General features: G+C 32.8%; 10 protein-coding genes and 1 pseudogene. 7 read left to right on the top strand and 4 right to left on the bottom strand.

The features are described from left to right. Positions 1 to 4 precede the first annotated feature (4 nt). From ACXGSQ_RS04355 to ACXGSQ_RS04345, 3 genes and pseudogenes are all read left to right on the top strand, one after another. Positions 5 to 856, top strand: coding sequence for an SH3 domain-containing protein (locus ACXGSQ_RS04355; protein WP_458628406.1), 852 nt, complete (start codon positions 5 to 7; stop codon positions 854 to 856). A gap of 204 nt (positions 857 to 1,060) precedes the next feature. Beyond that, a pseudogene (pbpC, locus tag ACXGSQ_RS04350) lies at positions 1,061 to 3,411 on the top strand (penicillin-binding protein 1C). A 49-nt stretch (positions 3,412 to 3,460) separates the two neighbouring features. Next, positions 3,461 to 3,901: a hypothetical protein gene (locus ACXGSQ_RS04345; RefSeq protein ID WP_334468405.1), complete on the top strand. Its 441-nt coding sequence runs from the start codon at positions 3,461 to 3,463 to the stop codon at positions 3,899 to 3,901. A gap of 98 nt (positions 3,902 to 3,999) precedes the next feature. Here the strand turns inward: ACXGSQ_RS04345 and ACXGSQ_RS04340 are convergent, their stop codons facing one another. Further along, positions 4,000 to 5,055 carry an endonuclease/exonuclease/phosphatase family protein gene (locus tag ACXGSQ_RS04340; RefSeq protein WP_458628405.1) on the bottom strand — a complete coding sequence of 352 codons (1,056 nt, stop codon included), beginning with the start codon at positions 5,053 to 5,055 and terminating at the stop codon, positions 4,000 to 4,002. Positions 5,056 to 5,193: 138 nt separating this feature from the next. Here ACXGSQ_RS04340 and ACXGSQ_RS04335 point away from each other — a divergent pair, with 138 nt between their 5' ends. The 3 genes from ACXGSQ_RS04335 to ACXGSQ_RS04325 all read left to right on the top strand — a co-directional run bounded on the left by ACXGSQ_RS04335 (position 5,194) and on the right by ACXGSQ_RS04325 (position 9,912). Next, complete coding sequence (locus ACXGSQ_RS04335; RefSeq protein WP_458628404.1) at positions 5,194 to 7,980, top strand: carboxypeptidase regulatory-like domain-containing protein; 2,787 nt, start codon at positions 5,194 to 5,196, stop codon at positions 7,978 to 7,980. Between the two features lie 78 nt (positions 7,981 to 8,058). Then, entirely contained in the window at positions 8,059 to 9,471 is a 1,413-nt protein-coding gene (locus ACXGSQ_RS04330) for a DUF5689 domain-containing protein (protein ID WP_458628403.1), read from the top strand. A 69-nt stretch (positions 9,472 to 9,540) separates the two neighbouring features. Further along, positions 9,541 to 9,912, top strand: coding sequence for a hypothetical protein (locus ACXGSQ_RS04325; RefSeq protein WP_458628402.1), 372 nt, complete (start codon positions 9,541 to 9,543; stop codon positions 9,910 to 9,912). A 52-nt stretch (positions 9,913 to 9,964) separates the two neighbouring features. Here ACXGSQ_RS04325 and ACXGSQ_RS04320 read toward each other — a convergent pair whose 3' ends face one another. After that, positions 9,965 to 10,468 carry a cation transporter gene (locus tag ACXGSQ_RS04320; RefSeq protein WP_458628401.1) on the bottom strand — a complete coding sequence of 168 codons (504 nt, stop codon included), beginning with the start codon at positions 10,466 to 10,468 and terminating at the stop codon, positions 9,965 to 9,967. A 98-nt stretch (positions 10,469 to 10,566) separates the two neighbouring features. On the opposite strand from ACXGSQ_RS04320, the gene ACXGSQ_RS04315 reads away from it, so the two are divergent. Continuing rightward, positions 10,567 to 11,457, top strand: coding sequence for a DMT family transporter (locus ACXGSQ_RS04315; protein ID WP_458628400.1), 891 nt, complete (start codon positions 10,567 to 10,569; stop codon positions 11,455 to 11,457). 54 nt (positions 11,458 to 11,511) lie between these two features. Here ACXGSQ_RS04315 and ACXGSQ_RS04310 read toward each other — a convergent pair whose 3' ends face one another. Beyond that, positions 11,512 to 13,590: a M16 family metallopeptidase gene (locus ACXGSQ_RS04310; RefSeq protein ID WP_458628399.1), complete on the bottom strand. Its 2,079-nt coding sequence runs from the start codon at positions 13,588 to 13,590 to the stop codon at positions 11,512 to 11,514. Between the two features lie 19 nt (positions 13,591 to 13,609). Then, positions 13,610 to 14,929 (bottom strand): M16 family metallopeptidase, encoded by a 1,320-nt coding sequence (locus ACXGSQ_RS04305; protein WP_458628398.1) that lies wholly within the window; start codon positions 14,927 to 14,929, stop codon positions 13,610 to 13,612. Positions 14,930 to 15,160 lie beyond the last annotated feature (231 nt).

The raw sequence follows: 15,160 nt of genomic DNA, 5'->3' as shown, positions 1-15,160 counted from the left end.
AATTATGAGAAATTTAAAGCAGATTTTAGCGATCGGAATGCTCTTCACTGTCGCATTAGTAACAGCACAACAAAATGCTTATGTAGCAGCAGAAAGCGGATTATCACTTAGAGACCAGCCCGATGTAAGTGGCAAAATGCTAAGCAAATTAGCCTATGGCGAGGCCATTGGAGTCCTTGAAAAAACAGATAAAAAATTAGTCGTGCTCGATGGCGGAAAAAAAGTAAGCGGAGAATGGGTAAAAGTTGAAACTCGAAACCATATTGGTTATGTGTTTAATGGCTACTTATCTTCAACAAAAATTTCTAAAACTATTCGATTAGATTTAGACTTATTGAATGTTGAAATAAAGAATTTAGCGACTAGCGATTACAAAAGACTTCATAACTTAAAACAAACCGACTCTACAACAATCCATGTCGATTTAGGGGCGTCACCTGAAAAAAAACAAATTGTTTTAGTTGATAATGATTATAAGCATGTGAGTATTTTTCAACGTTATGAAAATAGCATTTCGTTTATGAGTGCAGATAAAAAATGTGATGCTAATGACTGGAAACATTTTGATTCGGAATGGAAGCCATTAAAACAAACGAGATCTAATACGTTTGAAACATTAGCTTATACTGAAAATGATTGGAAACAATTTATTGACACTTCTGTAGAGGATTTAAAAATTGAAGTTATTGACCAATGTGGAGCAGATTGGTTAGACTATTTTAAGACGATAAAAAATGTGAAGGATTATCCTATTGGAGTTGCAACAAATCGTGTTTTTCTTAAAATCATTTTGACCGATTTTGAAGATAATATCACTGAAAAAATAATTGAGTTTGATATGCCAAATGGCTGCTAGTTTAATATAAATAAGACTTGATAGGTTTAATATTTGTCAAGTCTTATTTACATTTACTTCACTTCAATTAAAACGTAACATGAATTTACTTTTAGTTTAAGTTGCGTCATAAATAGTTCAAAAGTCTAAGAAAACATTTAACAGCTTTAAATATATAGATAACTTTGTTTAACAAGTTTTAAGTAAGCGTTCGGTAAATCATTTATGCATAGATTAATTCATTTTTTTAAGCGAAATAAAACAAAATCCTTAGTGGTTTTAATGCTTTTAGGTGCTTATTATTTTTGTTTGCCAAAGACATTATTTAAAGATCCAACAGCCACTGTTATTACAAGTCAATCAAATGAATTATTAGGGGCCTTAATTGCCGACGATGGCCAGTGGAGATTTCCCGCTAATGATAGTGTTCCAGAAAAATTCAAAACTTGCATTCTTCAATTTGAAGATGAATATTTTTACAAACATCCTGGTTTTAATCCGGTTTCAATCTTTAAGGCTTTAAAAGGCAATCTAAGTTCTGGCACTATAAAACGAGGCGGAAGTACCTTAACTCAACAAGTCATTCGATTATCTCGAAAAGGACAATCACGCACCTATTTTGAAAAATTCAAAGAACTCATTTTAGCCACACGCTTAGAATTCAGATTGTCTAAAGATGACATTTTAAATCTTTATGCCAGTCATGCTCCATTTGGAGGAAATGTTGTTGGCATAGACGCAGCATCTTGGCGTTATTTTAATCGAAATGCCTATAATTTATCTTGGGCCGAAAGTGCCACTTTAGCGGTTTTACCCAATGCTCCAAGTTTAATCTATCCTGGAAAAAATCAAATACGATTATTAGAAAAACGCAATCGGTTACTAAAAAAGCTTCATGAAAATGGTACAATAGACGAACTCACCTATAAGCTATCTATTGCTGAAGGCTTACCGCAAAAGCCCTATCCATTACCGCAAATCGCACCTCATTTACTTCAAAAAACAGCAAAAAAACATAAAGGTAAACGTATAAAAACTACGGTTAACATAGCGCTTCAAGAACAAACTAATAGCATTGTAAAGCAACATTATAATCGCTTAAAACAAAATGAAATTTATAATATTTCCGTTTTGGTTTTAGATGTAAAAACAAGAGAGGTTTTAACTTACGTAGGCAATTCGCCTACAAACAAAGCCCATCAAAACAGTGTTGATATTATTGACAAACCCAGAAGTACAGGAAGTATATTAAAACCCTTTTTATATGCTGCCATGTTAGATGCTGGAGATGTATTACCCAACACTCTAATTGCAGATGTACCTACGCAGTTTGGAAGTTATCACCCCGAAAACTATAACCAAACTTACGATGGAGCTGTACATGCTAATGAAGCTCTATCGCGGTCATTAAATGTCCCTGTAGTACGAATGCTTCAAGAGTTTGGATTAGATCGGTTTTATCATTACCTCAAAGCGCTTCAACTTAAAGATTTAAAATACAACGCCAATCATTATGGCTTGTCTTTAATACTTGGAGGTGCAGAAAGTAATCTTTGGGATTTGTGTAAAAGTTATGCTGCGATGTCTTCGACTTTAAATCATTTTAACGCCCATTCTAGTCAGTATTTCAATAATGAATTTTGCCAGCCCATTTACAATTCAAAACAATCTGTTGATTTCGGAAAACTATCTACAGAAAAAGAAGTCTTTGATGCCGCTTCCATTTATCTCACCTATGAAAGCATGAAACAAGTTAACCGACCACAAAGTGATGAAAGCTGGGAATACTATGATTCTTCTCAGGAAATTGCATGGAAAACAGGAACAAGTTTTGGTTTTAGAGATGCTTGGGCAATGGAACCACCAAAGACTATGTGGTTGGCGTTTGGGTTGGTAATGCTGATGGAGAAGGACGACCTGGTTTAGTTGGTGTGCAAGCAGCTGCACCTATTTTGTTTGAAGTTTTTGACTTACTACCAAAAAGCGACTGGTTTGCAATGCCATATGACGACATGTTAGAAGTTAATATCTGTAAAAAAAGTGGGTATCGTGCATCATCTATTTGCGATGAAACAGAAATGCGTTATATACAAGCAAGCGGAAAGAAAACCGAGCCTTGCCCTTATCATAAATTAGTCCATTTAGATGCTTCTGAACAGTTTCAGGTTAACACTTCATGTGAAGCCATTTCAAACATTAAAAATAAATCTTGGTTTATTTTACCTCCTTTACAAGCCTATTATTTTAAAACTAAAAACCCGTTTTACAAACCGTTACCACCTTACAGAGCAGATTGCACTGAATCCATTGGAACTCCCATGGAATTTATTTACCCAAATCAACAAAGTACGATTTATTTGCCAAAAGATTTTGATGGTCATATTAATGAGTTAATCTTAAAAGTAGCGCATTCTAAACCTGAACTAGAATTGTATTGGTACGTTGATAGTGAATATATTGGAAGCACAAAAGACATTCACGACATGGCTATTCTTCCAAGTTCTGGAAACCATATCATTACCGTTATAGACGAATTAGGAAACGAGCTAAAACATAAAATTACAATTTCAGAGTAATTACATTCCCCCTTAAATCCTTATTTTTACAGAAATTAATCAACTTATTATTATGGAAACTGTACAGTTTATACATTCAACATGGGCTTATTTAGTACTTCTAGTATTAGTACTTGCTACATTTAATGCACTAATTAAATTTTTTGGCGACAAGGAATTTGATGCAAAAGATTTTAGAATTTCATTATTTGCACTAATAACAATGCACATTCAATTGCTCATTGGTATTGTATTGTTTTTTATGAAAGATTATTTTTCAGTAATAGAACAAGTTGGCGGTATGGGAGAAGTAATGGGAAACAAAGCTTTAAGAAATCTCATTGTAGAACACCCACTAACTATGATAATTGCAATAGCGTTATTAACTATAGGCTATTCAAAACACAAAAAGAAATTAACATCTAAACCAAAATTTAAAATGCTAGCTATTTTTTATACCTTAGCTTTAGTATTAGTTTTGGCTAAAATTCCGTGGAACCTTTGGTTTTAAACCTCAAATACTACTATAAAAAAAGCGTCTAGAAAAGAACTCTAGACGCTTTTTTTTATGGTAAAAATGGATTCTTAATTTACAGTTTCCAAATCAACTTATTGTACTTCTTTAATTAAATAGATATAAACCGGAAAGTGATCACTATAGCCACCTGACAGTCCAGCATTACTCATTCTTAAAGGATATCCCTTATAACGTCCTTCTTTATTAGTTAAATATGATTCGTTAAAAATACCCGCTTTATAAAATCTAAAAGACGAATAATCTTTCTCTAAAAACGGTTGCGTAATTAAAATCATATCAAATAAACTCCAAGCATCTCTATAACCTGTAGTCCCTAAACCAAATTTCTTATATTTATTTTCAAAAGGATTATAAATACCTTTAAGTCCAACTTTATCCAAATCTGCCTCTGTTTTCATTGCTTTTTTCATACTATCATTTATTGGGTTATCATTAAAATCTCCCATCGTCATGACTTTAGCATAAGGATCTATAGATTGTAAAGAATCTATAATACGTTTATTTAATTTCCCTGCAGCAACACGTTTAAATCTACTTCGTGCTTCACCACCACTTCTTGAAGGCCAGTGATTAACAATAATATGTATTAAATCTCCTTCTAATTCTCCACTAACCAATAACTGATCTCTTGTGTATACACGCTCTCTTGTAGAATCATCATAAATGATTAATTCATGAGCACTTGAGTCAATAGGTTTAAACAAGGCTTTCTGATATAGCAATGCAACATCAATCCCTCGTTTATCTGGCGAATCAAAATGGATAATGCCATAATCCTTTTTCAGCAATTCTGGTTGGTTTACTAAATCTACAAGTACCTGTCTATTTTCAACCTCCGAAACACCAATAACCGCAGGCGAATTCTTAGTATCTGTAGAACCAATATCAGCAATCACTTTTGCCATATTGTGTAATTTTTTCTTATAGGCTTTACCTCTTAGAGCTTCAGTCAATTCCATCATCGGAGTTGCCTCATCATTCTTTGTTGGATCATTTATAGTATCAAATAAATTCTCTAAATTGTAAAACGCTACGGTGTGAATTTTAAACTTTTTTTTCTCTTGAGCATTCACGCTTATAAAGAGCAAAACAAATAATAGAAATAGTGGGTATTTTAAATTTTTCATTTATCGCATGTTATGTTAACATTAATTACTTTACAAATCTTGAGCCAAAAGTATATATTTATTATAAATAATGTAAATTTGCAAGCCTTAAATAACTTATTATTTAATGTACAAAGATTAATAACTTTAAAACTAGGTATGAAAAAAAGTTTAATTATTTTATTATTTGGAGTTTTTTCCTCTTTTACAATGATGGCGCAAAGTGCTATTATTAAAGGTAGTGTAAAAGATGCTGCATCTTCGGAACCAATTCCTGATGTAACAGTTACAATTGAAGAAACTCAACAAACAACCTTAACAAATGGTTTCGGTGAATTTATTTTTTCTAGTGATGTACCATTAGGAGAACAAATTTTAAAAATCTCAAAAGCAGGTTACGAAACAAAACGTTATCCTATTATTGTAAACGAAGGTCAAACTGTAGACATAACAGATATGACTCTAGACATTGATGTTTCAGATGTACAAGACATGTTTACGATTACCCTTTCTGATGATGAGTTAAATGATGATACAAGTGGTGCAGATAATATATCTGGGTTACTATCTTCTTCATTAGACATCTTTCAAAGAACTGCAGCTTTTGAATTTAGCTCTTCATTCTTTAAAGTAAGAGGTTTAGATTCAGAAAATGGTTCAGTTTTAATGAACGGTATCGAGATGAACAAACTCTACAACGGTAGACCACAGTGGAGTAACTGGGGCGGATTAAATGATATGATGCGTAACCAAGTCTTAACTACGGGTTTAACACCTTCAGATTACAATTTTGGTGGTGTATTAGGAACATCTAATATTATTACAAGAGCATCTTCATATAGAAAAGGTGGTAGAATTACGTTATCTTCTTCAAATAGAAGTTATACAAACCGTGTAATGGCTAGTTATGCTTCTGGTTTATTAGAAGGTGGTTGGTCTTATGCTCTTATGTTAGGAAGACGTTGGGGAGAAGAAGGTTTTGTAGACGGAACATTATATGATTCTAATTCATTTTTTGCGTCTGTAGAAAAGAAAATAAACGACAAGCATAGTATTAACTTTACTTCAGTTTACACTCCTAATAGAAGAGGAAAGTCGTCACCAAACACTCAAGAGGTTTATGACTTAAAAGGGATTAAATACAATGAGTATTGGGGAAGTCTAGATGGAGAACAACGTAACTCTCGTATTAAAGAAGTTGAAGAGCCAATCTTTATGTTAAATCATTATTGGGATATTTCTTCTAAAACAAGATTAAACACTAATGTTGGTTACCAATTTGGTAAATTAGGAAATAGTAGATTAGATTATAGTGGTGGTGGTAACCCAAGTGCTGCGTATTATCAACTATTACCTAGCTATCACGAACAAAGAGATGATCTTGTAGGTGCTTACTTAGCAGAACAAAAATTTATAAATGATGGTCAATTAGATTGGAATCGTATTATAGATGCTAACGTTACTAATAATATCAATGATATTACTTCTGCTTATGCCTTATACGAAGACAGATCTGATGATACACAGTTAACTGTTAATTCAATATTTACTTCTGAAATTAATGACAACATCATTATTAATGGAGCCGTAAACTACAAAAATTTAAAATCAGAAAACTTTGGTGAAGTTATCGATTTATTAGGCTCAACTGTTGGTTTATTAAATGTCGATTCTTTTGACGGATTTCAATACGATAACCGAAATGGAGATAGAATCTTAAACGAAGGAGATAAATACAGATATAACTACAACTTATTTGCTGAAGTTATTTCTGGTTACGCTCAAGCGCAGTTTAAATATAATAAATTTGATTTCTATGCCTCTGCTAATGTCACAAGCACAACCTACCAAAGAGAAGGCTTATGGGAACACAGTAGATTTGACGAAGCTCAATCTTATGGTCCTAATGCACCAACATCTTACGGAAAAGGAAAAGAACTTTCTTTTACCGGTGTTGGAGGAAAAGCAGGATTTACTTATAAAATTTCTGGAAAACACTTAATTGATGTTAATGGTGGGTATTTAACAAGAGCACCTAATTTACGTAACACCTTCTCTAACTCTAGAGAAAATCATTCTATCGTAAATAATATTAGCGAAGAATTAGTAACATCATTTGATGCTAGTTATATTTTTAGATCTCCAATAGTTAACGCTAAAATCACAGGATTCTATACTAAAATAGAAGACGCTAACGAAGTTGGATTTTACTATGCTGATGGTCTAAGTGGTGGAAATGATATCACTGATAATGACACCTCTGCTTTTGTTCAAGAAGTTTTACAAGGTATTGATAAAAAACACTTAGGAGTAGAATTCGGAATTGAAGCACAAGTAACACCAACTATTAAATTAAAAGGTGCTGCTTCTGTTGGTCAATATACTTATGACAATAACCCTAATTTATATTTAACATCTGCTAGTTTTGAAACAGAAGATGGTTCTATTTCTTATGGAAAGGCTAATTTAAAAGACTACAAACTTGCAGGAGGACCTCAAAGAGCTGCTTCTATTGGGTTTGAATATAGAGATCCTGATTTCTGGTGGTTTGGAGCAACAGCTAACTTCTTTTCTAATGCATATATTGATGTCAATGCTTTAACAAGAACCGAAAATTTCTATTTAGATTCAGACGGCTTACCTATTAATGATTATGATGAAGAATTAGCAGCAGACTTACTTAAACAAGAAAAAATTAGCGACTATATGGTAGTTAACCTTGTTGGTGGTAAATCTTGGAAAGTTGGTGATTATTACATCAGTCTATTTGCTAGTGTTGGTAACATCTTAGACGAAGTTTACAAGACTGGCGGTTTTGAACAAGGTAGAAACGCTAACTACAGAGAACTTAGAGATGACAATGCTGATGGCAACCCTAAATTTGGATCTAAGTATTGGTATGGACGTGGTGCAAATTATTTTGTTAACTTAAACGTAAGATTCTAAAAAGAAAAATTAATAAATAATATTACAATTATGAAATGTGTATATTTCATAGATTCAATAATTATAAATAAAAAAGTTATGAATAAAGCGATTAAATCTTTAAAATTAATGTTAATCTTAATAGCTTCTGTAGCTATTACATCTTGTGTACAGGATGATGATTATACAATACCTAATAGCTTAGGAGACGAAGAAAATAAAGCTCTTACAGATTTACTAGCAACAGGTACAGAAGTATCTTTCGCGCAAGTTAAAGCCATGTATCAAAGTGGATCATTCTTAGACCCAGTAGACACTAACATATACGTAAAAGGATATGTATCATCTTCCGACCAAACAGGAAACTTCTTCAAAGAATTTTATATTCAAGACAGTCCATCTAACCCAACTTCAGGTTTAAAAGTCATCTTAAACCAAGTTGATACTTACAACCAGTTTAATTTTGGAAGAGAAGTTTATATAAGTTTACAAGATTTATATATTGGTGAAGAACGTGTAGGAAACGGAGTAACTACTATTGGCGGAGGAACTGAAACTGACCAATACGGTACTACTGTAACAAGTTTAAATGAGATTCAAATAAGACAAAAGGTTTTAAGATCTACAGTAACTGCTGAAATGACACCTTTAGTTAAAACGTTTTCTGAAATCACTAATGCTTTAGTAGGTGTATTAGTAACTGTTGAAAATGTAGAGTTTGCTGATAACTTAATTGGTGAAACTTATTTTGACCCAATCCAAGTCTATGATACTCAAAGAGCATTACAAAGTTGTGGTGGTTTTTCTTATACACAATTCAATTTAGAAACAAGTAGTTTCTCTAGTTTTAAAAACGAACCTTTACCAACAGGAAATGGAAGCATAACAGCTATCGTTAACAAAACTTTTGATGGAGCAAGTTTAATATTAGCATTAAATTCTACGGATGATGTCAACATGGAAGGACCAAGATGTTCTTTATTAGACCCTTCTGATTTTACGACTGTTTTCTCTGAAGATTTTGAATCTGTAACTAATAACACTGATTTAGATTTTACAGGTTGGACAAACTTTGCAGAAGCAGGTTCATGGAAATGGAGAGAAAAATCTTATAGTGGAAATGGTTATACAGAATTCAGTACATTCGGTTCTGGTAACGACGAAAATATCGCTTGGTTAGTAACTCCAGGTCTTGATATGGACGCTCAGGATAATGAATTTTTAAACTTTAAAGCTGCTCAGCATCATTTAGAATCTGTAGATAATACTTTAGAGGTATTTGTTTCTACAGACTATAATGGATCTGATGTACTTGGAGCAACTTGGATTCCTATTAATGCAACTATACCAACGGAATCTAACGCGTGGTATGAATTTGTTGACTCTGGCCTAATTGATTTATCATCTTACACTGGTACATTATATGTAGCATTTAAAGTTGTAGGTTCTGGTAACGACGAAACGTTAGATGGAGCTTATCAAATTGATGACATTTCTATTATTGCAAACTAAGAACATAACTATATAAATAAAACCTGCTGATGTGAATTAGCAGGTTTTATTTTTTTATACCCTTTTTATATGGCTTCGTTATTTGACAGTTACTATATGATTATCTTCAATCACTATAAAAAAGCATTCGGCAAACGAAGCTTAGATATCGCATTGTTTTATATTACGTTTTTAGAATTGTCAATCATACTTGCTTTAGCTGCATTTCTTATGGCATTTGCAAGCCAGATGAAGACAGCGCTTATGTCTAATACTAAGTTTTGGATTTTATACGGACTCATCGCACTCTTTATTATTTCTAAGAATTGGATGCGTTACAATGGAAAGAAAAGAAACATTCTTAACGCCAAACAAAAGCGCAAAGACACCTCAATATTCTTATTATGGCTTCTGCCTTTAGGAAGCTTTGCAATAGCCTTTATTCTCCTTCAAGTTCTATAAAAAAACGCCACCCTTTCGGATAGCGTTTTAAATATTATTACATTTTCTGAATTTACTCAGCTCGTTTCTTCTTCTTGCAACTTTCTTTTTTACAATCTGCTTTACAAGCCAATTTTTCGGCTTCAGTTTTGTCTTTACAACAATCTTCTTTACATCCTTTTTTCTCTGCACCAAAGTTATCAACAATATGCATATCTTTAACTTTATAAGTCTCTGAAACCTTCCCTACAGCTTCTTCTAAAGACTTAGGCGTAACTTTAGCCTCATCATATTCTACCATAGCTAAACGTGCATCAAAATCAACCTTAGCCGACTTTACACCTTCCATCTTAGCCATTTTCTTTTCTATTGTTTTTGCACAACCCATGGCACAAGTCATACCCTCTATACCAAACTCTACTTTAGCATAAGTTGCATTTGGATCTAGCGTTGAAGCAACATCTTTTTTTGAAACTTCTACATCTACCGTTTTAACTTCTGGCTGGGATTCATTTTTACAAGATGTAAAAAATAAAGCCATAATCATTACTAAGCTTATTGTCTTAAATATCTTCATTAGTGTAACGTATTAATAATTTTGGTTAAATCTAATAAATATTGACGTTCCGTGCGAGATAATTAACGAATTTTGTGATTCCTAATTGCTGTTATTGTATGAAAAATCTTAATCTCAAATGGATTTACCTTTTAATTCTTTCCATTATCTGGGGAAGCTCGTTTATTTTAATTAAAAAATCGCTTTTAGGTCTTACAGCCTATCAGCTCGGTGCGCTTCGAACCATTATAACTGGGCTACTCCTTTTGGCCTTTGGTTTCAATACGCTAAAAACAATTCCTAAATCTAAATGGAAATGGTTGTTACTTTCTGGACTTTTAGGGTCGTTTATTCCTGCTTTCTTTTTTGCTATTGCGGAAACCGAAATTGACAGTGCTGTAGTTTCAATACTAAACTCTTTAGTACCACTAAATACGATTATATTAGGGTTTGCGATTTTTAGAATCACCTCAACAAGACGTCAAATATTCGGTGTGATTTTAGGTTTTATTGGTACGGCAATTTTAATATTGAAAGGATCAGAATTAAATCCAAATCAAAATTATTTATACGCTGTTTTTGTCATCGTATCTACGGTAATGTATGCCACTAATGTTAATATTATAAAACGGCATTTACAAGAAGTAAAACCATTAGCTATTGCTGCCGGCAATTATGCTTTTATAATTATCCCTGCATTTATTGTTTTACTATTTAGTAATTTCTTTACTCCGAAAACGTTTCATAATCCTCACTTTTTAAATGCATTAGTCTATATTACAATCTTATCTGTCTTTGGAACAGCCTTAGCAAAAGTGTTGTATTTTAAATTGGTCCAAATGTCCACTCCCGTTTTTGCATCATCTGTCACTTATATGATGCCCATTATAGCGCTAAGTTGGGGAATTTTAGATGGTGAAAGTTTTAGTCCCATTCAAGCCTTAGCGGCACTACTCATTTTGATTGGCGTTTATTTATCGCATCAATCAAATTCTAGCCGTAAATCATAACCATAAAAAAACCGAAGCTTTCACTTCGGTTTTCATAATAATATTTAAATGTGATTAGTTAAAATCAGCATCTGATACCCCTTCGTTAATTTTAACTTCTGTAGTTTCAAAAGATAGCACCTGAGGTCCTGTTGCTATTTTCATAGTGTTTGGCAACATCACACCATCTACTTCTTTATAATTAGAATAATCAGTAACAGTTGTCATTGTTTGTCCTCCCATCTCTGCAGTGTCTTCGGTTCTCAATAAATATCCTGTTTTAGTATCATAATATCTATAAGACGCTACATCTTCATTCATCACTTTTACTTTATAAACATCCGTAGCATCTATAGTCATAATACTTTCTAATTCTAAACTAGAAGCATCCAAATACAATTCTGGGAATAACCCTTTTTCAGCTTTCTTTGCTGCAAGTGTTTTATCATCCATAACAATTTTTTGACCTTGTTGTACCATGTATCCACTTTCACCATTAAAACTTTGTTGCATTACAGCACCCATACCTTCAACAACAATTTCCATATAAGATTTATTTGGAACCATTTGTTTTACAGTAGCCTTAGGCTTAAACGGAGCACCTTGGATAGTAACATCTGAATTGACTAAAATAGTATTAATCTTATTTAGATTTGCTTCACCACCTATTGCAGTCACATAATTATTAATTACTTTTTCAGCGGTTAAACCTGCTGGTAAAGGCTTAGTAAAGACTGGTTTTTCAGTTGCATTTGCATACGTATCGAAATACTTAATAGGAATCCCTGTTTTTTCTAAATTCTCTAATACATCAGCACCATTACCTACAATGATAATTCTTAGGTTATCCGTTTTAAAATATTTATTTGCTACACGTTGAATATCTTCAACAGTAACATCATTAATTTTCTGTAAATAGGTTGTATAAAAATCTTCAGGTAAGTTATTTAACTTAATATTTAAAGCATAGTTAGCAATAGTTTGCGGACGCTCTAAAGCCATTACAAAGTTACCAACGTATTTTGCCTTAGCATCCTTAAGTAATTGTGCATCTACAGGTTCTGTTTTTATTCTGTTGATTTCTTTTAAAGCCTCAACCACAGCACTATCTGTAACTGCATTTCTAACTTTAGCAGTAGCATTAAAACGAGACGCTCCATATCTATCATTTCCTAAACGAGAGTAAGCACCATAGGTATAACCATGTTCTTCTCTAAGGTTTTTAAATAAATAACCTTCACCGCCACCACCTAAGATGTTGTTTGTTATTAAAGCTGCGTGATAATCTGGATCACTCATTTTTAAATCTACGTTGTTGGTTATTGAAAGATTAGACTGCGTTGCATCTGGAACATTAACAAAGTTAATTTGTGTGTACTGTACATTAGGACTTGGTTTTGGCACTGTAGTATTAACGCTTACAGACTTTGTCCAGTTCTTAAAATACTTCTTAATCTGTTTTTTAACTTCTTTATAATCTACATCACCAATAACTACTAAATAAGCATTATTTGGATTGAAGTGTTTTTCGTAAAATGCTACAGCATCTCCAAAAGTTACATTATTGATTGTTTCTTCAGTTACAAACTCTCCGTAAGGGTGATTTTTTCCATAAGACAAAGCAGCACCAACTCTACCTGCAATTGCATCTGCATTTTTAGCATCTGCTTTTAAACCTTCAAGTAATTTTGTTTTTTCCTTGTCAAACTCTTCTTCGGTAAGTAAGGGATTAATTGCTGCATCTGCCATTAATTCTAATATTCTATCTGAATACTTCGTTAATGAACTTGCAAAACCACCACTAATTCCAAAATTTAAGCTAGCCCCTAAGAAATCTATTTCTTCGTTAAAGTCGTCTTTAGAAATAGTTGTCGTTCCATTCCCTAACATACTACCAATTAAGCTTTCAACACCAGCTTTTTTTCCTGTTGCGATAGGACTATTGTCAATTCGTAATGAATAAGAGACTCTAGGTAATTTATGATTTTCAACCACAAGAACTTTTAAGCCGTTCTTTAATGTAAACTCTTCTGGTTTATCAATTGAAATTTCTGGTTCTGGACCTGCCACTGGTGGCTGAGATCTATCTATTTGTGCGCTAGCACCAATAGTTATAATAAATAATGCGAAAAACGCTACTATTTTAGTGTTCATGTTAAATGCTGTTTTCATATTATTGTTCGTCTTTTTTTGGTAGATATTCAATTTCTACGCGTTGATTTGGACTTAAATATTTTTTAGCCGCTGCCTGAATGTCTTCTCTTGTAATAGATCTATAAGTTTCTAACTGATTATTAATGATATTGACATCTCCATATAACAAATAATATGTTGCTAAAGAACTTGCAATACCAGCAATACTAGAATTAGAGCTTACAAATTGATTTTCAAATTGATTTAAAAGTTTTTCGTAATCACGCTCACTAATTAATTCATTTTGCATTTTAAGAATTTCCTCATCCATTTCCTCTAATAAGGTATCTAAACTCACATCGCCTAATGGTAAAGCAAATAATGCAAAGATGTTGTGATCTACCTGAGGAATATTTACAGCTTGTACAGCTAAAGCCTGCTTCTGCTCATCCATTAATTTTTTTTGTAAAACAGAACTCTTACCTCCACTTAAGTATGTAGAAATCATATCTAATATATAAGCATCTCTTGTAGCTTGACCAGGTAATCTATATGCCGCAACAATTGCCGGTATTTGAATGTTCTTATCGTATACGGTTGCTTTTTTCGTTTCGGTAATAGGAGTTTCCTTTGGGAAGTTACGCACTACTTTTGTTCCTTTTTTCACCTCACTAAAATAATCTTTAACTAAAGCTTTCGTCTTAGCATAATCAATATCACCTGCAACTACTAAAACCGCATTATTTGGTGCATAATTTTTCTTAAAAAATGCATTAAACTCTTCTAAGGTTGCTGCATCTAAGTGCTCCATTTCACCAATAAGTTTATCTTTATAAGGATGAACTTCAAATAAATTCGCTCCTATTGCTGCAATAAGTCCACCATAAGGTTGGTTATCGAAACTTTGACGCTTCTCCTCCTTTACAACTTCATTCTGAGTATCTACACCAACCTGATCAATAACAGGGTGCAGCATACGCTCAGACTCTAGCCATAATCCTAATTCTAATTTATTAGAAGGAAAAATTTCGTAGTAGTAGGTTCTATCTTGAGAGGTGTTAGCATTAAATGTACCTCCATTTGCAGGAATAATTTTCATGAATTCACCACGACCTATGTTTTCAGAACCTTCAAATAATAAATGTTCAAAAAAGTGAGCAAACCCTGTACGTGTTCTATCATCATCTTTTGCACCAACATCATACATTACAGAAGTTATAACAACCGGTGCGGTATTATCTTGATGCATAATGACATGCAATCCGTTGTCTAAATCAAATTCCTCAAATTCAACTTTTTGTGCTATTGCCTGATGGCTAATAAACAACAAAGAAGCCAAAGCTAGTAAATAGTTTTTCATTGTAGTTTTCTTTAAAATTTAAATTGTTTACGTGTTTGTCTATTCTAAATGCAAATTGTTACAAGTAGTTCAACAAAAATAAACAATGATTTCTCTTTTTAACCTAATAACGTATTAAAACTCTCTTATACTTCAACCTTAAGTTGTGTAAAATAATTTTTTCTCTTTAGTATTACAGAGAAAACGACTCGAAAAGCCTTAAAACGTTTGTACATTAAGAAATTAGGAGTA

The sequence above is a fragment of the Winogradskyella sp. PC D3.3 genome (assembly GCF_054366245.1).
Note: the sequence above shows the minus strand (reverse complement) of the source record. Positions and strands in the feature narration are given on the sequence as shown.

Bases quoted from the DNA above. Each gene is read 5' to 3' on its own strand.
- ACXGSQ_RS04305 (WP_458628398.1), bottom strand. From the start codon at position 14,929: ATGAAAAACTATTTACTAGCTTTGGCTTCTTTGTTGTTTATTAGCCAT.
- ACXGSQ_RS04335 (WP_458628404.1), top strand. From the start codon at position 5,194: ATGAAAAAAAGTTTAATTATTTTATTATTTGGAGTTTTTTCCTCTTTT.
- ACXGSQ_RS04310 (WP_458628399.1), bottom strand. From the start codon at position 13,590: ATGAACACTAAAATAGTAGCGTTTTTCGCATTATTTATTATAACTATT.
- ACXGSQ_RS04330 (WP_458628403.1), top strand. From the start codon at position 8,059: ATGAATAAAGCGATTAAATCTTTAAAATTAATGTTAATCTTAATAGCT.
- ACXGSQ_RS04325 (WP_458628402.1), top strand. From the start codon at position 9,541: ATGGCTTCGTTATTTGACAGTTACTATATGATTATCTTCAATCACTAT.
- ACXGSQ_RS04320 (WP_458628401.1), bottom strand. From the start codon at position 10,468: ATGAAGATATTTAAGACAATAAGCTTAGTAATGATTATGGCTTTATTT.
- ACXGSQ_RS04340 (WP_458628405.1), bottom strand. From the start codon at position 5,055: ATGAAAAATTTAAAATACCCACTATTTCTATTATTTGTTTTGCTCTTT.
- ACXGSQ_RS04355 (WP_458628406.1), top strand. From the start codon at position 5: ATGAGAAATTTAAAGCAGATTTTAGCGATCGGAATGCTCTTCACTGTC.
- ACXGSQ_RS04315 (WP_458628400.1), top strand. From the start codon at position 10,567: ATGAAAAATCTTAATCTCAAATGGATTTACCTTTTAATTCTTTCCATT.